Source organism: Mesorhizobium sp. WSM4871, assembly GCF_055811295.1.
This window is the reverse complement of sequence record NZ_JBVVPU010000003.1, coordinates 1-22,906: the sequence shown is the minus strand read 5'-3', so window position 1 is coordinate 22,906 and position 22,906 is coordinate 1. Positions and strand designations below refer to the sequence as shown.

The following is a 22,906-nucleotide window of genomic DNA, read 5'->3' as shown; positions in this document are numbered from 1 at the left end:
GATGCTTGCTGAACGAGGACATGGCGAGCCAGCTTGGCAAGGCGGGCGCATGTCCGCGACATTCTGAGGAGAAGTGGCCATGTCCGTCGTGAAGAACATCCCCGCCTACCCCAGTAAGACCTTCAACGACGGCTATCTTGACGGATACCAGTCGCTCAGGCCCGGCGTCATCCCGTCAGTGCCGTCCTACAGCAAGGTGCCAATCGGCCTCACTCCGTATCAGTGGGGCTTTACACTTGGAGAGGATGACGTGCGCGCAACTGGTTTGCCGTAAGGGCGTGTTCGTGGCGGTCTCATATAAAGGCGCGTCGACGGATTGTCACCGGCTTGTCATGACCCTGCGTTACCCGCTTGCGCCAACGCAAATGGGGAATCACCTTGTCATGACGGATCTTTCCGGGGAACTCGTTTTTCGACGTGGCAAGGAAGTTGGAAAAGCCGTCTACCAGAACCGTCCCCTGTCAAAGGCCGGTGTCTCCGAACGGCTGTTCGCCTTGCTGTTTTCCGGCCTCGTCTACCCGCAGATCTGGGAAGACCCCGATGTCGACATGGAGGCCATGCAGCTAGGACAGGACCATCGCATCGTCACCATCGCCTCCGGCGGCTGCAACATCCTCGCCTATCTCACCCGCTCGCCCGGAAGGATCGACGCCGTCGATCTCAACGCCGCCCACATCGCGCTGAACCGCATGAAGCTGGAGGCGGTCCGCCATCTGCCCTCGCAGGCCGACCTGTTTCGCTTCTTCGGCGCCGCCGACACCAGCCACAATTCGCAAGCCTACGACCGCTTCATCGCCCCGCATCTCGACCCGGTCAGCCGCCATTATTGGGAGCGCCGCAACTGGCGCGGTCGTCGCCGCATCGCCGTTTTCGACCGCAACTTCTACCAGACCGGCCTGCTCGGCTTGTTCATCGCCATGGGCCACCGCACGGCCAAATTCTTCGGTGTCGATCCCGCCGGCATCATGAAAGCGAAAACCATTGCCGACCAGCGCCGCTTCTTCAACGAGGAACTGGCGCCCGTCTTCGAAAAACCGTTGCTGAAATGGGCCACCTCGCGAAAAGCCTCGCTGTTCGGCCTCGGCATACCGCCGGCACAGTACGATTCGCTGATCACCTCGGGCGACGGCACCATGGCCAGCGTCCTGAAAGCGAGGCTGGAAAAGCTCGCCTGCGATTTTCCGTTGCAGACCAATTACTTCGCCTGGCAGGCTTTCGCGCGCCGCTATCCCGACCCGGGCGAAGCAGCGCTGCCCGCCTATCTCGAAAAGCGCAACTACGAGACGATCCGCAACAATGTCGATCGCGTCGCCATTCACCACGCCAATCTGATCGAATTCCTCGCCGCCAAGGATGCCGGCTCGGTCGACCGCTTCGTGCTGCTCGACGCGCAGGACTGGATGACCGACGACCAGCTCAATGCGTTGTGGGCCGAGATCACCCGCACAGCATCCACTGGCGCCCGCGTCATCTTCCGCACCGCGGCCGAACCCAGCCTTTTGCCCGGCCGCGTCTCGAATTCGCTGCTCGACCAGTGGAATTATGAGGACGAGGCCTCGCGCGAGTTCTCGGCCAGCGACCGTTCGGCAATATATGGCGGTTTCCACCTTTATGTGAAGCGGCCGGCATGAGCACCAGCGAACTGCCGGCCGGGCACGGCAAACCGCCGACCGGGCATGCCGAACTGATGGACGGCGTCTATCGCTGGCAGCGCCATTTCTACGACCTGACCCGCAAATATTACCTGCTCGGCCGCGACCGGCTGATATCGGGGCTCGACGTGCCGGCCGGCGGCACCGTGCTCGAACTCGGCTGCGGCACCGGCCGCAACATCGTGCTCGCCGCCCGCCGCTATCCCGATGCCCGTTTCTACGGCCTCGATATTTCGGCCGAAATGCTGGAGACGGCCAACGCCGCCATGGCCCGCGAAGGCCTGTCCGGACGCGTCACGCTGGCGCGCGGCGACGCCACCGATTTCGATGCCAAGGCTCTGTTCGGCGTCGAGCGCTTCGACCGCATCTTTGTATCCTATTCGCTATCGATGATCCCCGGCTGGGAAAAGACTGTGTCGGCCGCACTCGCCGCCCTCTCACCCGATGGCTCGCTGCATGTCGTCGATTTCGGCCAGCAGGAGGCCCTGCCCCGCTGGTTCCGCACGCTGCTGCGCGGCTGGCTGGCAAAATTCCATGTCGAGCCGCGTGAAGCGTTGCGCGACGTCCTGGAATCGGAATCCGCAAGAGTTGGCGCAAGCCTTCGATTCAGAACGCTTTATCGCGGCTACGCCTGGTTGGCGATCGTCGGCTAGCGAAGCCTTCTTCCGATCGGCTGGTGGCGTTATTCAAGCGCCTTCACCAACGCACCAACAATCGTTTGCGGTCGGTAGCCGAGCTTGGCCGGCGTAAGCCCAAGCCGCACCACTACGAGCTTCTCGGAGGGAATGATGGCGATCGTCTGCCCGTCATGCCCCTCCATCCAGTACGTATCCTGGGGCAGGCCGGCGGCAACGCCGGCGCCGGGGCTTTCCTCGTCGCCCGGACCCTCGATCCACAACTGGCCCTTGCCGTAGACTTTCGAGGCGGGCGTGGCTTCCCGCATCCAGCCGACGAAACCGGCCGGCAGGATCTCCTTGCCGTTCCAGACCCCATCCTGCAGCAGGAACTGTCCGAAGCGCGCCCAGTCGCGCGCCGTGGCGTAGAGATAGGACGAACCGACGAAGGTGCCATGCTCATCGGCCTCGAGCACCGCGCTCTGCATGCCGAGCGGATTGAACAGGGCGACCCTCGGCCATGCCAGCGCCTTGTCCTTGTCGCCGATCGCATCCTGCCAGAGCCGGGACAGCATCACCGCCGTGCCGCTCGAATAGGAGAACACCTTGCCGACGTCGCCGGTCAGCGGCTTGGATTCGGCAAAGCCCGCCATGTCGGGCTCGAGGTAGAGCATGCGCGTCACGTCGGCGACGTCGCCATAATCCTCGTTGAATTCGAGCCCGCTCGACATCGCCATCATGTCGGCGAGGCTGATGGCGGCGCGGCCATCGGCTTTCCAAGGGCCGAACAGGCCCTGGTTGGTCATCGCCATCTTGCCGTCCTTTATAACCGTGCCGACGATGGCGGCATTCACCGTCTTGGTCATCGACCAGCCGAGCAGCGGCGACTTCTCGGAAAAGCCGTCGCCGTAGCGCTCGGCGACGATGTGGCCGTTCTTGACCGCCACCACAGCGCGCATGCCTGAACCGGTCAGCGCCGCATCGTCGAGAATCCTGGCGATTTCGGGATTCTGCGAGGTGTCGACCTTATCGCCTTCCGGCCACAGCGCGTCAGGCGGCGGCGCCGGCGTCAACGCCGCCCCGGTGATGGTCTTGGCGGCGGCGGTGTTGCCGTCCGGAACCACGGCACAGCCAAGCCCGTCGCGAACGACCGCGACGCTCTTGCCAAACGCACTGAACAGCCCGGCCGAAACCGTGCCCTTTTCCTTGTCCACCGACACCCGCATCAGCCTCAACAGCGGATGGCCTGGCGCCTGTACATCGACGGCAAGCACCTCGTCGGCATCGCGTCCCGCGATGAAGACATTCGAGCAGACGATCTTGGCCGAATAGCCCGAGCCGACGCGGATCAGTTCCGGCGGCGCGAAATAGAGCCAGGCAGCGAGTGCGACGACCGCCAGCACGACCAGTCCCAGCAGCCACTTGACGATCTTCGCAACGATCCGCATTTTCCGCTTTCTAGGTCCGGCACAAGGCTGATGTCATCGATTTGCCGCCATTGCTTCCGCAAATCGTGTTTCTTGTCGAGCGCCGTCAACCTGTTATCAACCATGATCGGCGATCACGGGATAGGCTGGGCGATCCTATGGGGTGAGCGTCCGGCAGGGGCCAGACCGAGGGGGCACCCAGGAAACGGACCCATCAGCGGCCGGCTGAAACCGGCTCAGGAGTAGTGATGCGCCGTTTCGCGGTCCTCGTCATGCTTGCACTGCTTGGCGCCTGCTCGACAGTCGACGATCTGGCACCGTTGGCGCCGTCGGGCTCCAGTCCGACGGTTGCGGTGCGGGCTCCCCGTTTCGCCGACTCCGATCCGCATGAATGGGACAGCGGCGCGCCTTGGAATTATGCCGTCCACGGCACCGACGTCTCCAAATACCAGACCTCGGTCGACTGGCAGGCGGCCAGGGCCAGCGGCATCTCCTTCGTTTTCATCAAGGCGACCGAAGGTGGCGATCGCTTCGACAGCTTCTTTGACGAGCATTGGAGCCGCACGAAAGCGGCCGGAATTCCGCGCGCGGCCTACCATTTTTACTATTTTTGCACGCCCGCCGCCACGCAAGCGCGCTGGTTCATCCGCAACGTGCCCAGAGACCGGTCGGCGCTACCGCCTGTTCTCGACATGGAATGGAACCCACAGTCGCCGACCTGCAAGCTGCGACCCGACGCTGCAACGGTGCGCAGCGAGATGAGCATCTTCCTGGATATCCTCGAGAAGCATTACGGCAAGAAGCCGATCATCTACACCTCGATCGATTTCTTCGACGACAACAATTTGTCGACCTTCCGCGGCTATCCCTACTGGCTGCGTTCGGTGGCCGGCCACCCGCGCGAGAGATACGGCAGCCACCCCTTCACCTTCTGGCAGTACACAGGAACCGGCATCGTGCCGGGTATCCAGGGCAAGGCCGACATCAATGTCTTCAACGGCTCAGAAGCCGCCTGGAACAAATGGCTGCGGCAGAACACCCGTTGACACCGGGCCTGTCGCCTGCTTTCGACACAGCCGGTAGCGGATTTCCGCGACGCCCGTCCTGGACGCCCGTCTTGGAAGACCGCATTTGTTTCGAAAGGATCGCAATGCGATTGCGCTTTGAAATTCTCGCGGCGTTGCTCCTGACCGCTTCGGCCCTGCCGGCGGCGGCGCAGCAATGCGGCGGCGATTTCGAGACCTGGAAGCAGGGCGTAGCGGCGGAGGCCAGGGCGGCCGGTGTCGGCAGTGCCGGCCTCGATGCGTTGGAGAGAGCCACCATCGACGACAAGGTGCTGGCGCGCGACCGCTCCCAGGGCGTGTTCACCCAGACATTCCTCGAATTCTCCAACCGCATGATCTCGTCCCACCGGCTGAAGCAGGGCGCGGTCAATCTGAAGAAGTATGCCGATGTCTTTGCCCGCGCCGATCGCGAATTTGGGGTCCAGGCGCCGGTCATCGCCGCCTTCTGGGCGCTGGAAACCGATTTCGGCGCCGTGCAAGGCGATTTCCACACGCTGAATGCGCTGGTGACGCTCTCGCACGACTGCCGCCGTCCGCAACTGTTCCGGCCGCAGATCGTGCCGCTGCTGACGCTGATCGACCGGGGCGTCCTGCCGGCCGACGTCACCGGCGCCTGGGCCGGCGAGATCGGCCAGACGCAGATGCTGCCTTCCGACTATCTGACCCGCGGCGTCGATGGCGACGGCGACGAAGTGGTCGACCTGCGCGGCAGCGCCCCTGATGTGATCATGACCACGGCCAGCAAGATCATGTCGCGCGGCTGGAAACGCGACCAGCCCTGGATCGAGGAGGTCCGCGTGCCCGACGACATGCCGTGGGACCAGACGGGGCGCACCAACAAGCTGCCGCTGACGCAGTGGGCGCAGTGGGGCGTCACCAACCCCGACGGCACGCCGCTTGTCGACAATGGCCTGAAGGCGGGTCTTGCGCTGCCCATGGGCCGCAAGGGACCGGCCTTTCTGGCCTACGACAATTTCGACGTCTATCTCGAATGGAACCAGTCCTTCACCTATGCGCTGACCGCGGCCAATCTCGCCGCGAGGCTGGCGGGCGCCCCGCAAATCGACCCGCGCAACCCCGAACCCGGCCTCAAGGGCGACCAGATGAAGGCGCTGCAGACCAGGCTGGAGGCCAAAGGCTATGACGTGGGCACGGTCGACGGCATTCTGGGCACCAACACCCGCGAGGCGATCCGCAAGGAACAGAGGCGGCTCGGCCTGCCCGTCGATGGTTGGCCGACGCCGGACTTGCTGGCGAAGTTGTGAAAGAAAGTGAGTAGTCAGTAGGGAATAGTCAGTAGGGAATAGTCAGTAGCGAAATTCCCAGGCAGCATTCCGGTGCTTGCTAACGACTACCTCCTACTCACTATTCCCTAATCCGCCATCGTCTCCAAACTCGCAAACCCTTGCGGCGCGTCGCCCTCGTCGAATGGCGTCGTCACCTCGACGAATGTGTCGGGATAGAACCCATTGAACCGGGTCCTCAGCGACAGCGAGTAGGCGCCGATATGGCCGATTTCGATCCAGTCGCCGGTGTCGACGGTTTCCGGCAGCCAGAATGGGCGCGACAGGATGTCAACGGAATCGCATGTCGCACCGCAGACCTTGAATGGCACGATGTTCTTCTCCGCGCCATTGCGCGAGCGGATCGCGGGATCGGGTATGAAGCGCGCCGGCAACGTGATCTTGCCGGTCCATGAATCCGACAGCGACGCCCAGATGCCGTCATTGATGTAGAGCCGCTTGCCCTTGCGCAGCAGCACGCGAACGATCAGCGACAGGCATCGCGCCACGATCACCCTGCCCGGCTCCGCCACCAGCGGCATCTGGTCGAACTGATACTCCTTCAGGTCGCCGGAAAGCCGCGACATGATCTGGCCGAGCGACGGCATCTCGATCTGCTTGCGGTTGGGATCATGGCCGTATTCGGCCGGAAAGCCGCCACCGACATCGAGCCCCGCCACATCGAAGGTCAGCCGGTTGCGCACCCAGTCGGCCGAGGCCAGCGCCCGCTCATAAGTGTCGGGATCCTCGATCTGGGAGCCGACATGGAAGCACAGGCCGACCTTGTAGCCGGTGCGGTTCAGCCGCTCGGCGAGTTCCACCGCATAGGCCGGCCCGGCGCCGAATTTCTTCGACAGCTCGTACGCCGCCGATCCCTTGGTCTGGATGCGCACGAACACGGTGATGGCCCCCGGGTCAATGTCGAGCGCCCGCACCACGCGCGTCAGCTTGGTGAGTTCGTCCTCATGGTCAAGCGAGATGACGCGGATGGCGTATTTCTCCAGCGCCAGCTTGATGTCCGACTGCGCCTTGACCGGATGCATGTAGAGCATTTCGGCATCGGGCGAGACCGCGCGCACGGCGGCGAACTCCCCTGGCGAGGCGACGTCGAAGGCGCCGACGCCGGCTTCGACCAGCGCCTTCAGCACGATCTGCTCGCCATTGGTCTTGACCGCATAGGCGGTCTTGCCGGGAAACATGCCCATGAATTGCCTGGCGTCGGCCTTGAGCACCTGTGGGCGAAAGCAATAGACCGGATCGTCCGGGCGAAGCGCCAGCGCCGCTTCGCGGGCATTTTCGAATCGCTGCATGGAGAAATCCCTTGACTGAGGCTGCGCACAATTAATCCAAGCTAGCGGCTAATGAAAACAATTCTGTGTCTCGCACCCTGACGCCGCGGGGCTAGGCCGGGCGGCACGAGTGCTAGGCCAACAGTCGGGTTTCGGGTGGTTCTTGTCGCGGGACCCGCTATTGGCTTCATCCTGACTGGTCCGCAGGAGGGACAATTCACATGGCGATAGCTGCCAACACGACACGCGGGCCCATGGTGCTGAAGGACTGGGGGCAGCTTCTGCTGCTTGGTGCGATCTGGGGCGGCTCGTTCTTCTTTGCCCGCATTGCGGTTGCCGAGCTTCCGCCACTGGTGCTGGTGCTGTTTCGCGTCGCCATCGCGGCCATAGCGCTACAGCTCTATCTCGCGCTGCGCGGTCCCTCCTTCCGCCTTGCCCTGCCGCATGCCGGCCTGTTCTTCCTGCTGGCGCTCGCCAACAATGTCATTCCCTTCTCGCTGATCTTCGCCGGCCAGACCGAGCTTGGCGCCGGTGTCGCCTCCGTGCTCAATTCGACGACGCCGTTCTGGACGCTGATCCTTGCAAACGCCCTGACATCGGACGAGAAACTCTCCTGGAACAAGCTTGCCGGCATCGCGCTCGGCATCGCCGGCACCGCTGTCATGATCGGCCCCGGCCTGCTTGCCGGGCTGGGCGGCCCGGTCTGGGCGAAATTCGCGCTGATCGGCGCATCGATATCCTATGCGGTCGCGCTGATGATCGCCCGCCGCTTCAAGGGTGTGCCCTCGCCGGTCATCGCCACCGGACAGTTGACCGCCTCGACCATCATCATGATCCCGGTCGTGCTTATCGCTTACGGCCCGACCGGCCTGTTTTCTGCCTCGCCGCCGGTCTGGGCGGCGGTGCTGGCGCTGGCGTTGCTGTCGACCGCTTTCGCCTACATCCTCTATTTCAACCTCGTCGCCTCTGCCGGCGCCACCAACGCCTCGCTGGTCACGCTGATCGTGCCGGCCAGCGCCATCCTGCTTGGCTTCCTGTTCCTCGGCGAACGGCTCGAATTGTTCGAGCTCGGCGGCATGGCGCTGATCGCCTTCGGCCTCGTCACCATCGATGGGCGCCTGTTCGCCCCGCGTCGAATTAGAGCCGCTCCAACACCTTGAATCGCCGCCTCGGCCCCAAAATCGATTCCGATTTCGGGCCGATCCAGCTCTGTCATCCTCAATATGGCCTAGGCTTCGCCACAATTTATGCACAAGGCCGCAGCAGCATTTTGCCGAAGAGTTTCAAGGCTTAAAGGCGAAGAGCGGGTCGCAATTTCCACAATCTCGTCGCATTGCAGCACATTTTCCGCTTGCCTGTGGCACAAATGAACCTAGACTCTCGGATATAGCTGTTTAGAGGAGGCTATGGAATGGGACTCACGAGGCCAATCAACGCACTGATGATTTGTGCTGCGTTTGCCTTCATCGGAGCCCTCATTATGGGCTTTCTTCCGTAGACCCGCCAGAGCGGGGAGAGACCAGCACCAATAAGCTAAATCATTGAAAAGGCCGGGTTGTTACCCGGCCTTTTCACATTCTCCTGAAGGTTGTTAGGCCTATGCCGCCGCTGAACCCGCCGCCTCCACTTCATGCGAACGGATGCCGATCATGTGGCAGATGGCAAAGACCAGATCGGCGCGGTTCATCGTGTAGAAATGGAAATCGCCGACGCCGCGCTCGACAAGATCCAGCACCTGCTCGGCCGCCACCGCCGACGCGACCAGCGCATGCGTCTGCGGGTCGTTCTGCAGTCCGTCGAAGCGTTCGGCCAGCCATGCCGGCACCAGCGCGCCGCAGCGCGACGAGAAATTGGCGACCTGGGTAAAATTATGCACCGGCAGTATGCCCGGCACGATCGGGATGTAGATGCCGGCCCGCCGCGCCTTCTCGACATAACGCTCGTAGAGATCATTGTCGAAGAAGAACTGGGTGATCGCCCGTGTCGCGCCATTGTCGGCCTTGCGCTTCAGCATGTCGAAGTCGGTGGCAAAGTCGGGGCTTTCCGGGTGCTTCTCCGGATAGGCGGAGACCGAGATGTCGAAATCGCCAATCCCCTTCAGCGCCCCCACCAGCTCAGCGCCATTGGCATAACCGTCCGGATGCGGCTGGTAGGCCGCGCCGACGCCCTCGGCCGGGTCGCCGCGCAGGGCGACGAAGCGCTTGACGCCCATATCGGCGAATTCCTGGACCACAGCGTCGACCTCGTGACGCGCGGCGTTGACGCAGGTCATGTGTGCGGCCGGCGTCAGCGCCGTTTCGTTGAGGATGCGTTTGACCGTGCGGGCCGTACGCTCGCGCGTCGAGCCGCCGGCGCCATAGGTGACGGAGACGAATTTCGGCCTGAGCGGCTCCAGCCGGGTGACGGTGTCCCACAGCCTTGCCTCCATCTCGTCGTTCTTCGGCGGGAAGAACTCGAACGAAACCCGGATCTTTTCGCCGATATCGGGACGGCGGGAAAAGCGGAACTGGTTCATCAGGCGGTTTCCCCTATTGGATATGCATTGACCGCTTGTCGGTCGTTGGAAGGATCGGCAATCAGCATGCGGCGGTCGCGGCCGAGCCACAGCTTCACCGTGAGCCTGGCTTCATTGCCGCCGCGCGGTTCGAATTCCTGGCTGTCCTCGAGGTCGATCCCGGCCTCGGAAAACCAGTCCGCGATCTGCCGATCGGAGAAACCCAGCCTCACATGAGCATGCTGGTCGCGCAGGAATTCCAGCGCGTGCGGCGCAAAATCGACGATCACCAGCCGCCCGGCCGGGCGCAGCAGCCTCGCCGCCTCGCGGATGGCGCGGGCGGGATCGTCGAGATAGTGCAACACTTGGTGGATGGTGACGAGATCGAAGGCATCGCGCTCGACCGGCGGCGCAAAAATATCGCCCTGCCGCACCTGCGCGTTCGAAATGCCGGCCTTGTCGAGATTGGCCCGCGCCACCGTCAGCATCTCGCGCGACATGTCGATGCCGACGCCGCGCCGGTAGAGCGGCGAGAAGATTTCGAGCAATCGTCCGGTGCCGGTGCCGAGATCCAGCATCGACTGGAACGGCCGCTTGCCGACAAGCTTCAACAGGGCTGTCTCGACGGCGCGATCCGGCACATGCAGCGAGCGGATATGGTCCCAGCTTGCGGCGTTTTCGGAGAAATATTCGGCGGCGCGGTCCTGCCGCTTGCGCTTGACCGAAGCCAGCCGCTCGAGATCGCGCTCGACCTGCGGATCGGCGCCACGGATGCCGGAGACCAGCCTGAGCACGAAATCGCGCGCCGCGTCCGAATCCGACAGTCGGAAGAAGGCCCATGAGCCCTCCTGGTAGCGGCCGATCAGCCCGGCCTCCAGCAATAGCTTCAAATGGCGCGACACGCGCGGCTGCGACTGGCCGAGGATTTCCGTGAGATCGGAAACCGTGAGATCGCCGCGCGACAACAGCGCCAGGATGCGCAGCCGGCTGGATTCGGCCGCCGCCTTCAACGTATCCACCATCGTGTCGAGTGCGACATGCATCGGCGTATTCTCTTTGAAAAGATATAAACATATGTTTATGTCGATTTTCAGTGTCTTGCAAGCACTATGTCGCTTTCGGACAAAAAAATGGCGCATGCGTGATCTTGCAAGCCTGGACCGGCATCCAGGCGGGGAACCGGTTTTCGGCCACGACATGCGGGAAACATGATAGAGGCGAAAACCATGTTCGAGACGCGCAGCGGTGAAAGGCTTCTGGAAACCGATCCGGCCGATATGCCGCCGGACGGCCATGTCGTCTTCATCGGCCGCATCGCCTCGCCGTGGACGACTCGCGAGACCTGTCCGAAGAACATGAGGGCGGCGCGGGAAACCGGCCAGCCGGCGATCATTACCATCGACCGGCCCTACCGTGATGGCCTGCTCGGGCTGGAGCGCGCCAGCCACGTCGTCATCCTGTCCTGGCTGCACCATGCGCCGCGGACTCTCATTGTTCAGAAACCCCGCCATGCCGCTGAACCGAAAGGTGTTTTTTCGCTGCGCTCCCCTGCCCGGCCGAACCCGGTCGGGCTGCATATCGCCAGGCTCGTCGCCGTCGATATCGACACCGGCCGCATCGATATCGACGCCATCGATGTGCTCGACGGCACGCCGGTCATCGACATCAAGCCCTATTTCGCCTCGACCGATGCCTTCGCCGAGGCGACCATTGCCGGGCGCGACGAGCCCCCTGGGCGGGATGCACAATGAGCGCGCCGACCGGCCGCCGCCGCGCCATCGCCAAGGCGCTGACTGCGCTTTTGCCGCTGGCGCCCTATGCCGACATGGAAAGGATCCGCGCCGACGCCGGCGCGGTGCATATGAAGACCTTGCCGCCGACGATTGCCGTGTGGCTGGCGACCATTGCCCATATCCGCCACACCCATACCGATTACGAAAAGCTGCTGGCCGAGGGCTATGACCGCGACTCGGCGCGTTTCTTCGTCATCGAACAGACCAACATCGTGCTGACCCGCTGGCGCGCCACCCGATTGCTCGACGACGACGATGACGAGTGAGGCGCCTCGGCGGCTAGCCCCAGCGCGCTTTATGCCCGGTAGATCCACTGCTCGGGCACGCGCACCGAAATCTCTTCGCCGGGAACGATCGTGCCTGGTTTTTCGACCCAGGCGACGAGGCCACGCAGCCGCTTCGCCGCTTTCGGGAACGCCAGCGCGCCCGCCTCCCGATCAGCCATGTCGGCGTGTTCGGCGACCGATCGTCCGGCGATGCGGCAAGGCCCGTTCTGCGCGTCGACCTTGACGGTGACGCCACCCCTGAAGAACATGAGCGTGCCGGACGGCAGCATGGAGAGATGCGGCAGGCCCTCGATCAGCAGATTGGCGCCGATCCACTCCGGCTTGATCTCCGCGATGCCCATCCGTTCCGCCACGATCGCCAGCTCGTCGGCCGCAACGATCGACAATTGCCGCTCGTTGCGCATCTCGGTGCCACGCGGATACCAGGGTTCACGCCCGCCGGAGCGCCGCGTCGCACCGGCGTGGAAATCACCCTCGATGCCGTCGAACCCCAACCGCAGTTCATCGACCGCACGCGTCTCGAAGTGATCGAACGGCGCCACATAGAGCGCCTCGACCTTAGCAGCAAGCTTGCGCGCCGGGACGATTTCGACAGGCGTCTCCGCTTCGGGAAACAGGTCCGGTGTGGTTGTCGTCTGTTGCATGCATTGGGATCTAGCCGATGTCGCCGGACAGGGTCCAGTCGAAAGCACTGATGATCCAATCAACCGGGTTGATGGGCATCAACCGGGTTGATACGCGTCGTCGTCGATCACGATCTTCTTACCAGAAATCCGGTGTCTTTTTGCGCCGCGCCGCATTGCCGCCGCGCGGCGGCGATCTGGTGATGGCGCTACGAGGAGGTTCCCGATGCAACCCGCGCCCGTAATCGCGGCACTCTGGCTGTTCTGGCTCGTGTCCTGGATCGCAGCCGCTGTCTGGGCCGATCCGGTGGCGAAGCGTGCCGGGTTCCAGGCGGAACTTCGCTATCGCGCCCTGTGGATGGCCGGCGTGATCCTGCTGTTTGTCCCGGCACACGGCTATGTCGGCCGGCTGCGGCTCTGGATGCCCACCCTCACCGAGGCCTGGATCTGCGTCGCCCTGCTCGCCATCGCTCTCGTCTTCTCCTGGTGGGCCAGGCTGCATCTTGGCCGGCTATGGTCGGGCACGGTCACCGCCAAGGCCGGACACCATGTTGTCGATACTGGTCCCTATGGGCTGGTCCGGCACCCGATCTATACCGGACTGCTGCTGGCGATTCTCGCCACCATGTCGGCGAAAGGCACGGTCTGGGGCATCGCCGGGGCCGCCCTGCTCACCATCGGCATCGTCGTCAAGGCCAGACTGGAGGAAGAGTTCCTGCGCGGCGAATTGGGCGCCGCCTATGACGACTATGCCAGCCGCGTGCCGATGCTGGTGCCTTTCGCACCCAATAGTTATAGCATCCGCAACAAGGCGCCACCGATCGAATAGCCGGCGCCGAAAGCACACAGCAGGCCGTAGTCGCCGGCCTTCATGTCGGCATGGTTCTCGGACAGGGCGACGATGGCGCCGGCGCCGGCGGTGTTGCCGAGCCGCTCCAGCACCATCGGCGCGCGGTCATGGCCGACCTCGTGGCCGAACGACAGCTTCAGGATCATGGCGTTCATGCGCGCATTGGCCTGGTGCAGCCAGAAGCGGCGTATCGCTTCCGGCGTCAGCCCGTGCTCGGCCAGGAATTCGACGATGAATTTGTGGCCGGCGACGGTGACTTCCTTGAACACCTTGTTGCCGACCTGCTTGATCAAATTGCCTTCGAGGTTGATCATGTAGGGATCGTCCTGAGCGGTGCGCGTGTGGTAGCCGAGATTGGTGCGGATGTTGTTGGACATCTGCGTCCAGATCCGGGTGTCCAGCACCTCGAAGCGGCCTGGCCGCTTGTCACCCTTGGCGAGCCCCTCGACAATCATCGACACTGAAGCATCGCCGAAGATGAAATGTGTCTGCCGGTCGCGGAAATTCAGATGCCCGGTGATGATCTCGGGCGTCGTCACCAGGACGCGCTTGTGCGCGCCCGAGCGCACCAGATTGACCGCCATGTGCAATGCCGCCGCCGCCGACGAGCAGCCAAGCCCCATGTCGAAACCGGCTCCCTTGGTGCCGAGTGCCTCCTGCATTTCAATGGCGATGGCCGGATAGGGCCGTTGCTGATGCGAGGACGAGCAGATCACCAGGTCGATGTCGGACGGTTCGAGGCCGGCATGGTCGAGCGCCTTCCTCGCCGATGCGATGCCGAACTCGGCCTGCAGCGACAGCGCGTCGTCCGGCCGCGCCGGAATGCGCGGCGCCATGCGGGTCGGATCGAGAATGCCCTCCCGTTCGATCACATGGCGGGTCCTGACGCCGGAAGCATGGACGATGAAGGCGCTGTCCGATTTCGCCAGCAGCGCCTCTCCTGAAGCCTGCCGACGCACATTTTCGGTATCGACCCAGCTGTTGAAGCTGGCAACCAGTTCTTCATTGGTGATCGAGGGCTCGGGGATTTCAACGCCGAGGCCGCTGATGATGACGCGATGCATTTCCAGTCCGTCCCCGTGCGCAGGCGTTGCGGCTTTCATGTGGGCGCCGCGAAAGCTCGGCGCAACTGTTTTCACACCTGGTCGGTTTACGCCGGCTTAAACCAAGGGGACTTGAGACAAAAGAGGCCACGACCTCGCGCCGCGGAAATGCGCATGACGGCGAAACCGGATCAAGCGCGGCGCATGAGAGTCTTCGGTGTGCCTGAGAGTTCCTAAGCGGCGCGCCGCGCGACGATGAAAAGCCGGGGAAAGCGCAGCAGCACCTTGCCGTTCGCTGTCTCTGGATAGGCTTGCGCTATTTTTGCGGTGTAGCGCTGCAGGAAAAGCTGCCGCTCATCCTCTTCCAGCGGATCGAGGAAGGGCTTCAGCCCGGTCGACTTCACCCATTCGACGATGGCCCCGGCATTGGCCAGCGGATGATTGTAGATGGTGTGCCAGATGTCGAGCCGATCGGAAAATGGCGACAGAAGATCGTAGTAGAACGAGACCGGCGGCAGCGGCGCGCGGGCCGCGCCTTCGAGCTTTTTCTTGAACGGAGCATCCGCTGCCGTCTCGCGCATCAGCCGGTGCGAATCCTCGGCCATATTGTCGGGCATCTGCACCGCAAGCGCGCCGCCGGGCGTGAGGCACCCCATCAGCCGCTGAAAAACTGCCGGATGCTCCGGCAGCCACTGGAACACCGCATTGGCGAAGATCACGTCGACGGGCTTTTCAGGCTGCCACGCCGCCGCATCCGCCAGGGCGAAGGTGACGCCGGGCAGGCGCGCCCTCGCCTTCTCGATCATGTCGGGCGAGGTATCGAAGCCGATCACCTGCGCCTCCGGCCAGCGCTCGACCAGAAGCTCGGTCGAATTGCCCGGCCCACAGCCGATGTCGACCACCCGGCGCGGCGACGCCACCGGCACCTGCGCCACCAGGTCCCGCGCCGGCCGCGTACGCTCGTCCTCGAATTTCAGATATTGGGCGGCGGACCAGTCGGGCTTTTCTCTCGCGGCCGTACTCATCGATAAACCTCGCGACGGTCGCCCACTTGAACCACCCAAATCGCGATGGCGCTGTCGTCGATTCTTGTCAGAATCCGGAATGAGCCCACACGATATTTCCAGAGACCTGCCAGCGGTCCTGTTAGCGCTTCGCCGAGTTCACACGGATTATCGCGCTGGGCGAGCCTGTTCTCCAGGAAATCCAAAATCCGACGCTGATCGGACCTTTGCAATCTGGAGATATCCTTCAGCGCACGCTTCTCGACACGAATTGTCCACACGATCAACCGTCACTGCGGTCGCTTGCATCGTCCAATCCCAGTCGTTCCTTAACTTGGTCCAGAGAAAGCCATTCACCTTCGCCATCGTTAAGGCGTTCGAGAGCAATTAGTCCGTCCTCCAAGTCCTGGATTTGCTCGACAATGGCGTCAACGACGACGTCGTGCTTTGTCCGGCCTGTTTTCCTTGCCACGATCTCAAGACGTTTTTCCAGCGCGACAGGAAGCTCCACATTCAGCATGTTTTATCTCCTTCCCGTGATTGTACGAGCAGCCTGGAACGCTTGCAACCAATCCGTTCCTACCTTGTCAGCCGCTTATACGTCATCCTATGCGGGTTGACCGCTTCCGGCCCGAGGCGGCGAATCTTGTCCTGCTCGTAATCCTCGAAATTGCCCTCGAACCATTCGACATGGCTGTCGCCCTCGAAGGCCAGGATATGCGTCGCCAGACGGTCGAGGAACATGCGGTCGTGCGATATGATGACGGCGCAACCGCCGAAATTTTCCAGCGCGTCTTCGAGCGCGGCAAGCGTTTCCGTATCGAGATCGTTGGTCGGTTCGTCGAGCAGCAGCACGTTGCCGCCGGTCTTCAGCATCTTGGCCAGGTGCACGCGGTTGCGCTGGCCGCCGGAGAGGTTACCGACCTTCTGCTGCTGGTCGCCACCACGGAAGTTGAACGACGCGCAGTAAGCGCGCGTGTTGGCCTCGAACTTGCCAAGCTTGACCACTTCGGCGCCGCCCGAAATCTCTTCCCACACCGTCTTTGACGGATCGAGTGCGTCGCGGCTCTGGTCGACATAGCCGAGCTTGACCGTCTCGCCGACGCGGATCGTGCCGGCATCCGGCTTCTCCTGGCCGGTGATCATGCGAAACAGCGTCGTCTTGCCGGCGCCGTTGGGGCCGATGACACCGACGATGCCGCCGGGCGGCAGCTTGAATTCCAGACCCTCGATCAACAGCGTATCGCCAAAACCCTTCGACAGGCCGTCGACCTCGATCACCACATTGCCGAGCCGCTCGCCATGCGGAATGACAATCTGCGTGTCGGTCGGACGCCGCTTATCGGCCGCATCCAGCAGATCCTGGAACGCCTGGATACGGGCTTTCGACTTGGTCTGCCTTGCCTTCGGGCTGGACTGGATCCACTCGCGCTCGCGGCCGATGGCGCGCTGGCGGGCGTCGTCCTCGCGGCCCTCCTGCTTGAGGCGCTTGGCCTTGGCCTCGAGATACTTGGTGTAGTTGCCCTCATAGGGAATGCCGCGGCCGCGGTCGAGTTCGAGGATCCATCCCGTGACATTGTCGAGGAAGTAGCGGTCGTGGGTGATGATCATCACCGCGCCCGGATAGGCGCGCAAATGCTTTTCCAGCCAAGCCGTCGTTTCGGCGTCGAGATGGTTGGTCGGCTCGTCGAGCAGCAGAAGGTCCGGCTGGCGCAGCAGCAATTGGCAGAGCGCGACGCGACGGCGCTCGCCGCCCGACAGCTTGGTGACGTCGGCATCCTTGGGCGGACAACCCAGCGCCTCCATGGCCATCTCGACCTGCTGTTCGAGATCCCACAGGTTCAGCCGGTCCATCTCGTCCTGCAGCTTGGCCGACTCGTCCGCCGTCTCATCGGAATAGTTCATCATCAATTCGTTGTAGCGTTCGATGATGGCGGTCTTGGCGGCGACGCCTTCCATGACGTTCTCGAACACGGTCTTGGTCGGATCGAGCGCCGGCTCCTGCGCCAGGTAGCCGACGGTGGCGCCTTCGGCCAGCCAAGCCTCGCCGTTCCACTCCTTGTCGATGCCGGCCATGATCTTGAGGATCGTCGACTTGCCGGCGCCGTTGGGGCCGAGGATGCCGATCTTGGCGTCGGGGTAGAAGGACAGATGGATGTTCTCAAGCACCTTCTTGGTGCCATAGGCCTTGTTGAGGCCGGCCATGTGATAGATGAACTGGCGTGCCACGCGCGCTTTCCCTGAAAAGTCGACTGGAATGTCGGATTGAATGGAAGTTGCGCGCTATGTAGGTGATGCGGCGCCGAACGGCAAACGGTTTTGGCGCATCAATCCTGCCTTTGGCCGTCAAGCGCTCACCGAATTGGCGACGTTTTCGGTTCGTCGCAGAGCCTGGCGCAAGCACTGGTTAACCATTCCGCGTCAAAACGGTGTTGAGTGGGGAAATCGGCGGTGAGCGCGATTTCCGCAGAGGGATCGGGTCGAAGGCATTGCTGAACAGTTTCCTGCTCCTTGCCGAAGCGGCGCTTTATTTCGGCGTTATGACCACGCTTTTCCGGTTCAGGCACCGCATCGGCCTGGGCGTGTTCGTCTGCGCGCTCGGCGTCATGCATTTTCTGGAAACCTACCTCGCCAGCGTGTTCTACGTCGCGCTGCCCTTCGGCATGGTTTCGCCGGGCTCGGCGGTGCTGTTTTCCGGCAAGCTGGTGATGCTTCTCCTGCTTTACATCAAGGAGGACGCGGCCACCGTCCGTCAGCCGATCTATGGCCTGTTGCTCGGCAATGCCCTGATGATCGGGCTGGTGCTGATCCTGCGCATGCATGCGATCTCACCGCTTCCCGGCGGCAACCTTCCCGACATCGGCTTCATCGACCAGATGGGCTGGCTGATGGTGTGGGGCACGACGCTGCTGTTCATCGACGCCATCCTGATCATCCTGCTTTACGAAAAGCTCGGACGTTATCTGCGCAAGGCGCTGTTTACCCGCATCCTGGTCTGCGTCGCTTGCGTGCTGACCTTCGACCAGGCGGGATTTTTCGCCGCGCTGCATTTCGTCACCGGCGCACCGATCGCGGTCTTCTTCGGCGGCTGGTTCGCCAAGATGGTGGCCGCACTCGCCTACGCCACCATGCTCGTCGCCTATCTCAAATGGTTCGAGGCGCGGCAGGTCCCGGCACCACGCGGCCTCTCCGACATTTTCGACACGCTGACCTATCGCGAGCGCTATGAGGCGCTGGTCCAGCATGTCGGCCGCGACGGCCTCACCGGCCTGCTGCACAGGGGCCGCTTCGATAGCGACGGCGAAGCCGCCGTTACCGCCAGCCTGCGGACGGCCAAGCCGCTCAGCCTCCTGATCATCGATGTCGACCACTTCAAATCAATCAACGACCGTTTCGGCCACGCCGAGGGCGACAAGGTGCTGAAATCTGTCGCGGCCCTGCTCGGCGAGATCGCCAGCCCCGAGGACCAGGTGTTCAGGATCGGCGGCGAGGAATTCGCTATCCTTTGCTCGCGTCCGCATTCGCTCGCCAGGCTGCTTGGCGAGAGCATAAGGCACGCGGTCAAGGCAACCGCGGCCACCAGCCGGTTCGATATCACCGTCAGCGCCGGCATTTCCACCGTCAGCGAGTCGACCCGTTGCCTTGCCGATCTTTTCGCGCTGGCCGACCAGCGTCTTTACAGGGCCAAATCGACCGGACGCGACCGCACCGTCGGCGAACCGGGCGGCAACGAGGCCGACGGCCTCAAGGCGTGGACCAGGTCAGGACTGGGCGCCGGGGCATAGCTCCGGGCTGCCTGCTTGCTTACCTGTTATTGGAACCCCACGGAATCGATGACGCCCTTCGGGCAACCGGCATTGTTCGTCGGTGCGGCAGACTGCATCAGCTCGCCAAGTGTACTGTCTGGGCCGATTGGGCCGGTCAGGCCAAGCGTCAGCTCACCGATCAGCCGCCTGCCGTTCGAGGGATCGACCAGGCAGGAGACGCGGACCCGCTCACCTGCCCCCTTACCAAAGGCGCTGTCGAAGGCGCTTCGAATCTGATTTGACGTCAGCTGCTTGCCGATGTTCTTTGCGAACAGATCGCGCACCGGCGAAGCATTCACCGCGCGCATCAGCCTCAGCGCATCGGTGAAATAGTCCTGCTGGTTCTTGCCATAGCAGGTGCCGTGCTTGATCCATTCGTGCCTTTCGAGGTCCGATGCGGTGCCCGGCATCACCTGGTCGAGTTCAGATCGCGTATTCGCATCGAGCTCGACCGGCGGCAGGTCCTGCCAATGGGCCGGATTGTCGTTGGCCTTGTCGGCTGCTGCCACCTGGCAATAGAAATTCCCATTCGGCTGCGGCCACAGCCCGTGCAGAGTGAAATGCGTCGCGTCAAAGCCGCGAGTGGGCTGGGTCTTGCACTCGGTCTTGCCCGGCTTTGTCTCACAGAAAGCCGGCTGCCAGCTCAACGCAAAGACATATTCGGGTTTTCCCGAGGCCGCGGGCTTGCCCTGATCGGCCGGCGCGGGTGTTGCCGGCCCGGTTGACGCGCTGCCGCCCGAAACATGGCCGCAACTGACCTTCACCCAGCGGCGCTCCGGATCCGCTCCCGGCACACGGATCAGATAATGCGTCGGCGCATCCTTGTTACCGGCCAGCAGATCGTAGCTCTGTCCGGCGCTGGTCGAGATGTCGCCGGGGTTCTTGCCGCTCTTGATGGCATGCGTCGCCGGACAGGCGGCGTCGGCCACGAAGGCGCCGCTCAGCTTCACCTCGGCGCGCGCCGTACCCGTCGGCAACATGAGCAAAAGCGCCAATCCGAAAGCAAGACCTGTCCGCATGAGAATTCCCCGATTGAAAAATGTTGCGGCAGCAGACTGCCGCCCTCTTCCCGATATCAGGATTTTCCATGTCAGAATTGCGATACTGCCAGGCAAGAACAGCTGCGGAAAACGCCGCCGTCGGATTGACGCGAGATAGGCGCCGGCACACAACGCTTGGCAAGCGTGGAAAAACGCGTTGGGGACGAAACGAGAAATGTCATTCAGCCAACAGCGCATATTGCGTTCGCCGACCGGGGCCGAGCTCAACCTCTATGTCAAACGCGCCGAAGGCCGCCCGCGCGCCGTGGTCCAGATCAATCACGGCCTGGCCGAGCACGCCGCGCGCTATGTCCGCTTCGCCACCTTTCTGGGTCAGCAAGGCTTCCACGTCTACGCCCATGACCATCGCGGCCATGGCGCAACCAGGGCGCCCGATGCCCCCCTCGGCAGGTTCGCTCAAACGGATGGCGGCATCAAGGTCATTGCCGATGTGGCGGCCGTGCACGATCTGATCGCCAGCGAACATCCCGGTCTCCCGGTCATTCTTTTCGGCCATTCGATGGGCGGCCTCGTGGCGCTGAATTTCATGCTTGCCCTTTCGGGCCGGCTGCACGCCGCCGCTATCTGGAACGCAAATTTTTCCACCGGGCTCGCCGGCCATGCCGCCCTGGCCATCCTGGCCTGGGAAAAATTCCGGCTGGGCTCCGATGTCCCGTCGCGCCTGCTGCCGCGGCTGACATTCCAGGCCTGGGGCAAGGCGGTCCCCGATCACCGCACGCCATTCGACTGGCTGTCGCGCGACGCGGCCGAAGTCGACAAATATGTCGCCGATCCGCTCTGCGGCTGGGACGCCTCGGTGTCGATGTGGCGCGACGTGTTCGGCTTCATCTTCCACGGCGCCGTCGATGCCAATTTTTCCGATATCCGCAGGACCCTGCCGATCTATCTGGTCGGCGGCGAAAAGGACCCGGCTACCGACGGCGGCAAGGCGGTCAGCCACCTTGCCGGGCGCATGCAAAGGATGGGCTTTTCGAATCTCGTTTCAAAGGTTTACGCCGAGACCCGCCATGAAAGCCTGAACGAGGTGAACAGGGACATCGTCATGAACGATTTCGCCACATGGGCCGGTGGCACGTTGAAAGCCTGATGGGTTGGCCCATCGCAAGGACCGTGACAGCGGCGATAGGGGTTGATAGAGGCTGCGCTTCCGATCAATCTGTGGTGATGCATGACTGAGCCTCCACTGAAAGGCGTGCGCGTCATCGAACTCGCCCGCATCCTGGCCGGGCCCTGGGCCGGCCAGTTGCTGGCCGATCTCGGCGCCGATGTCATCAAGGTCGAGAGCCCCGACGGCGGCGACGACACCCGCAAATGGGGGCCGCCCTTTGTCATGAGCCATGACGGCGAGAACCTGTCGGCCGCCTATTACCATTCCTGCAATCGTGGCAAGCGCTCCATATCGGTCGACTTCTCGACCCCGGAAGGCGCCGAGACGGTGCGCCGGCTGGCCGCGACAGCGGATGTGCTGATCGAGAATTTCAAGCTCGGCGGCCTCAGGAAATACGGGCTCGACCATGACAGCCTGCGCAAGATCAACCCGCGCCTGATCTACTGCTCGATCACCGGCTTCGGCCAGGACGGACCCTATGCGCCACGCGCCGGCTACGATTTCATCATCCAGGGCATGTCCGGCATGATGTCGATCACCGGCGAGGCCGGGCGCGAGCCGCAAAAGGCCGGTGTCGCCATCTCCGATATCTTCACCGGCCTCTATTCGGTCATTGCCATCCAGGCCGCCCTTCGCCATGCGGAGAAGACCGGCGAAGGCCAGCATATCGACATGGCGCTCTACGACAGCCAGATCTCGGCGCTCGCCAACCAGAACCTAAACTATCTGGTCTCTGGAAAATCGCCGGTGCAGATGGGCAATGCCCATATGAACATCGCGCCCTATGAGGTGCTTCCGGTCAAGGACGGCCACATCATCCTGGCCGTCGGCAATGACGGCCAGTTCGCCAAATTCTGTGCTGCCGTCGGTCTCGACGAATTGCCTGCGAACCCCGATTTCGCCACCAATCCCGCCCGTGTCGCCAACCGGTCGAAGCTGCGCGAACGCGTGATCGAGACGCTGAAGGCTTTCGATCGCGATCCGTTGCTGGCCAGGCTCGAAGCAGCAGGCGTACCGGCCAGCCCGATCAACAATATCGGCCAGATGTTTGCCGATCCGCAGACCATTGCGCGCGGCATGCGGCTCGACCTCGACGACGGCCATGGCAATCTTCTGCCTTCGGTGCGCGCGCCGATGGTCATGTCCGGCACGCCGCTCGTCTATGAGCGGCCCTCGCCGCGTCTGGGCGAACACACCGAAGAAATCCTTGCCGAGCTGGAGAGATCAGGAAAATGAAGACCGGCGGACAATTGATCGTCGAGGCGCTCGAAGCCAACGGCACCGACCGCATCTATTGCGTGCCGGGAGAATCCTATCTCGCCGTGCTCGACGCGCTGCACGATTCGCCGATCCGCACCATCGTCTGCCGCCAGGAAGGCGGTGCGGCGATGATGGCCGACTGCCATGGCCGGCTCACCGGCAGGCCCGGCGTCTGCTTCGTCACCCGCGGCCCCGGCGCCACCAACGCCTCGGCCGGCATCCACATCGCCATGCAGGATTCGGTTCCC

Annotated in this window: 25 protein-coding genes; 14 read left to right on the top strand and 11 right to left on the bottom strand. The window is 63.1% G+C overall.

The features are described from left to right. Positions 1-79: 79 nt before the first annotated feature. The 3 genes from AC0L2H_RS06765 to AC0L2H_RS06755 are packed head-to-tail and all read left to right on the top strand — an operon-like array spanning position 80 to position 2,305. On the top strand, positions 80-274 hold the full coding sequence (locus AC0L2H_RS06765) for a hypothetical protein (RefSeq protein ID WP_473589500.1): 195 nt from the start codon (positions 80-82) through the stop codon (positions 272-274). Positions 275-332: 58 nt separating this feature from the next. Further along, positions 333-1,631, top strand: a complete 1,299-nt coding sequence (locus tag AC0L2H_RS06760; protein ID WP_473589499.1) for a BtaA family protein — start codon at positions 333-335, stop codon at positions 1,629-1,631. Next, the gene (locus tag AC0L2H_RS06755; RefSeq protein WP_473589498.1) at positions 1,628-2,305 is read left to right on the top strand and encodes a class I SAM-dependent methyltransferase; all 678 of its coding nucleotides are present in this window, start codon (positions 1,628-1,630) and stop codon (positions 2,303-2,305) included. The genes AC0L2H_RS06760 and AC0L2H_RS06755 overlap by 4 nt, the downstream gene beginning before the upstream one ends. Positions 2,306-2,334: 29 nt before the next feature. Here AC0L2H_RS06755 and AC0L2H_RS06750 read toward each other — a convergent pair whose 3' ends face one another. Further along, the gene (locus AC0L2H_RS06750; RefSeq protein ID WP_473589497.1) at positions 2,335-3,714 is read right to left on the bottom strand and encodes a serine hydrolase domain-containing protein; all 1,380 of its coding nucleotides are present in this window, start codon (positions 3,712-3,714) and stop codon (positions 2,335-2,337) included. A gap of 227 nt (positions 3,715-3,941) precedes the next feature. Between AC0L2H_RS06750 and AC0L2H_RS06745 the strand changes: the two genes are divergently transcribed. Beyond that, positions 3,942-4,739, top strand: a complete 798-nt coding sequence (locus AC0L2H_RS06745; protein ID WP_473589496.1) for a glycoside hydrolase family 25 protein — start codon at positions 3,942-3,944, stop codon at positions 4,737-4,739. A 104-nt stretch (positions 4,740-4,843) separates the two neighbouring features. Further along, a complete protein-coding gene (locus tag AC0L2H_RS06740; protein ID WP_473589495.1) occupies positions 4,844-6,022 on the top strand; it encodes a lytic murein transglycosylase in 1,179 nt (392 codons plus the stop codon). A 107-nt stretch (positions 6,023-6,129) separates the two neighbouring features. Here AC0L2H_RS06740 and AC0L2H_RS06735 read toward each other — a convergent pair whose 3' ends face one another. Continuing rightward, complete coding sequence (locus AC0L2H_RS06735) at positions 6,130-7,350, bottom strand: alanine racemase (protein ID WP_107651578.1); 1,221 nt, start codon at positions 7,348-7,350, stop codon at positions 6,130-6,132. Between the two features lie 200 nt (positions 7,351-7,550). Between AC0L2H_RS06735 and AC0L2H_RS06730 the strand changes: the two genes are divergently transcribed. Further along, positions 7,551-8,489 (top strand): DMT family transporter, encoded by a 939-nt coding sequence (locus AC0L2H_RS06730; RefSeq protein ID WP_473589494.1) that lies wholly within the window; start codon positions 7,551-7,553, stop codon positions 8,487-8,489. Between the two features lie 437 nt (positions 8,490-8,926). On the opposite strand, the gene metF is transcribed toward AC0L2H_RS06730, so the two are convergent. Together metF and AC0L2H_RS06720 are read right to left on the bottom strand one after the other, a co-directional pair. Beyond that, positions 8,927-9,844: a methylenetetrahydrofolate reductase [NAD(P)H] gene (metF, locus tag AC0L2H_RS06725; RefSeq protein ID WP_473589493.1), complete on the bottom strand. Its 918-nt coding sequence runs from the start codon at positions 9,842-9,844 to the stop codon at positions 8,927-8,929. Next, complete coding sequence (locus tag AC0L2H_RS06720) at positions 9,844-10,866, bottom strand: ArsR/SmtB family transcription factor (RefSeq protein ID WP_473589492.1); 1,023 nt, start codon at positions 10,864-10,866, stop codon at positions 9,844-9,846. The genes metF and AC0L2H_RS06720 overlap by 1 nt, the downstream gene beginning before the upstream one ends. Positions 10,867-11,049: 183 nt before the next feature. Between AC0L2H_RS06720 and tsaA the strand changes: the two genes are divergently transcribed. Together tsaA and AC0L2H_RS06710 are read left to right on the top strand one after the other, a co-directional pair. Further along, positions 11,050-11,574 carry a tRNA (N6-threonylcarbamoyladenosine(37)-N6)-methyltransferase TrmO gene (tsaA, locus tag AC0L2H_RS06715; RefSeq protein ID WP_473589491.1) on the top strand — a complete coding sequence of 175 codons (525 nt, stop codon included), beginning with the start codon at positions 11,050-11,052 and terminating at the stop codon, positions 11,572-11,574. Beyond that, positions 11,571-11,882, top strand: a complete 312-nt coding sequence (locus AC0L2H_RS06710) for a DUF2293 domain-containing protein (protein ID WP_107651581.1) — start codon at positions 11,571-11,573, stop codon at positions 11,880-11,882. The genes tsaA and AC0L2H_RS06710 overlap by 4 nt, the downstream gene beginning before the upstream one ends. A gap of 29 nt (positions 11,883-11,911) precedes the next feature. Here AC0L2H_RS06710 and AC0L2H_RS06705 read toward each other — a convergent pair whose 3' ends face one another. Further along, the gene (locus AC0L2H_RS06705; protein ID WP_473589490.1) at positions 11,912-12,547 is read right to left on the bottom strand and encodes an MOSC domain-containing protein; all 636 of its coding nucleotides are present in this window, start codon (positions 12,545-12,547) and stop codon (positions 11,912-11,914) included. 17 nt (positions 12,548-12,564) lie between these two features. Here AC0L2H_RS06705 and AC0L2H_RS06700 point away from each other — a divergent pair, with 17 nt between their 5' ends. Together AC0L2H_RS06700 and AC0L2H_RS06695 are read left to right on the top strand one after the other, a co-directional pair. Continuing rightward, entirely contained in the window at positions 12,565-12,771 is a 207-nt protein-coding gene (locus AC0L2H_RS06700) for a hypothetical protein (protein WP_473589489.1), read from the top strand. After that, the gene (locus AC0L2H_RS06695; RefSeq protein WP_473589488.1) at positions 12,753-13,355 is read left to right on the top strand and encodes a methyltransferase family protein; all 603 of its coding nucleotides are present in this window, start codon (positions 12,753-12,755) and stop codon (positions 13,353-13,355) included. The genes AC0L2H_RS06700 and AC0L2H_RS06695 overlap by 19 nt, the downstream gene beginning before the upstream one ends. On the opposite strand, the gene AC0L2H_RS06690 is transcribed toward AC0L2H_RS06695, so the two are convergent. From AC0L2H_RS06690 to ettA, 5 genes are all read right to left on the bottom strand, one after another. Beyond that, positions 13,319-14,440 carry a beta-ketoacyl-ACP synthase III gene (locus AC0L2H_RS06690; RefSeq protein WP_473589487.1) on the bottom strand — a complete coding sequence of 374 codons (1,122 nt, stop codon included), beginning with the start codon at positions 14,438-14,440 and terminating at the stop codon, positions 13,319-13,321. The two genes, AC0L2H_RS06695 and AC0L2H_RS06690, sit on opposite strands and share 37 nt — an antisense overlap. Before the next feature lie 212 nt (positions 14,441-14,652). After that, positions 14,653-15,444 carry a trans-aconitate 2-methyltransferase gene (tam, locus tag AC0L2H_RS06685; protein ID WP_473589486.1) on the bottom strand — a complete coding sequence of 264 codons (792 nt, stop codon included), beginning with the start codon at positions 15,442-15,444 and terminating at the stop codon, positions 14,653-14,655. Next, positions 15,441-15,704: a type II toxin-antitoxin system RelE family toxin gene (locus AC0L2H_RS06680; protein ID WP_473589912.1), complete on the bottom strand. Its 264-nt coding sequence runs from the start codon at positions 15,702-15,704 to the stop codon at positions 15,441-15,443. The genes tam and AC0L2H_RS06680 overlap by 4 nt, the downstream gene beginning before the upstream one ends. Before the next feature lie 2 nt (positions 15,705-15,706). Further along, entirely contained in the window at positions 15,707-15,943 is a 237-nt protein-coding gene (gene relB / locus AC0L2H_RS06675; RefSeq protein WP_473589485.1) for a type II toxin-antitoxin system RelB family antitoxin, read from the bottom strand. Between the two features lie 59 nt (positions 15,944-16,002). Then, entirely contained in the window at positions 16,003-17,652 is a 1,650-nt protein-coding gene (gene ettA / locus AC0L2H_RS06670) for an energy-dependent translational throttle protein EttA (RefSeq protein ID WP_473589484.1), read from the bottom strand. Between the two features lie 260 nt (positions 17,653-17,912). Between ettA and AC0L2H_RS06665 the strand changes: the two genes are divergently transcribed. Next, positions 17,913-19,208, top strand: coding sequence for a GGDEF domain-containing protein (locus AC0L2H_RS06665; RefSeq protein ID WP_473589911.1), 1,296 nt, complete (start codon positions 17,913-17,915; stop codon positions 19,206-19,208). Positions 19,209-19,234: 26 nt separating this feature from the next. Here AC0L2H_RS06665 and AC0L2H_RS06660 read toward each other — a convergent pair whose 3' ends face one another. After that, the gene (locus AC0L2H_RS06660; RefSeq protein ID WP_473589483.1) at positions 19,235-20,248 is read right to left on the bottom strand and encodes a ribonuclease T2 family protein; all 1,014 of its coding nucleotides are present in this window, start codon (positions 20,246-20,248) and stop codon (positions 19,235-19,237) included. Positions 20,249-20,444: 196 nt separating this feature from the next. Here AC0L2H_RS06660 and AC0L2H_RS06655 point away from each other — a divergent pair, with 196 nt between their 5' ends. The 3 genes from AC0L2H_RS06655 to AC0L2H_RS06645 form a co-directional block, all read left to right on the top strand. Further along, on the top strand, positions 20,445-21,377 hold the full coding sequence (locus AC0L2H_RS06655; protein WP_473589482.1) for an alpha/beta fold hydrolase: 933 nt from the start codon (positions 20,445-20,447) through the stop codon (positions 21,375-21,377). A gap of 81 nt (positions 21,378-21,458) precedes the next feature. Further along, positions 21,459-22,634, top strand: coding sequence for a CaiB/BaiF CoA transferase family protein (locus tag AC0L2H_RS06650; RefSeq protein WP_473589481.1), 1,176 nt, complete (start codon positions 21,459-21,461; stop codon positions 22,632-22,634). Beyond that, positions 22,631-22,906: thiamine pyrophosphate-binding protein (locus tag AC0L2H_RS06645; RefSeq protein WP_473589480.1), on the top strand; the 276-nt coding region annotated here is incomplete at its 3' end. The genes AC0L2H_RS06650 and AC0L2H_RS06645, both read left to right, overlap by 4 nt.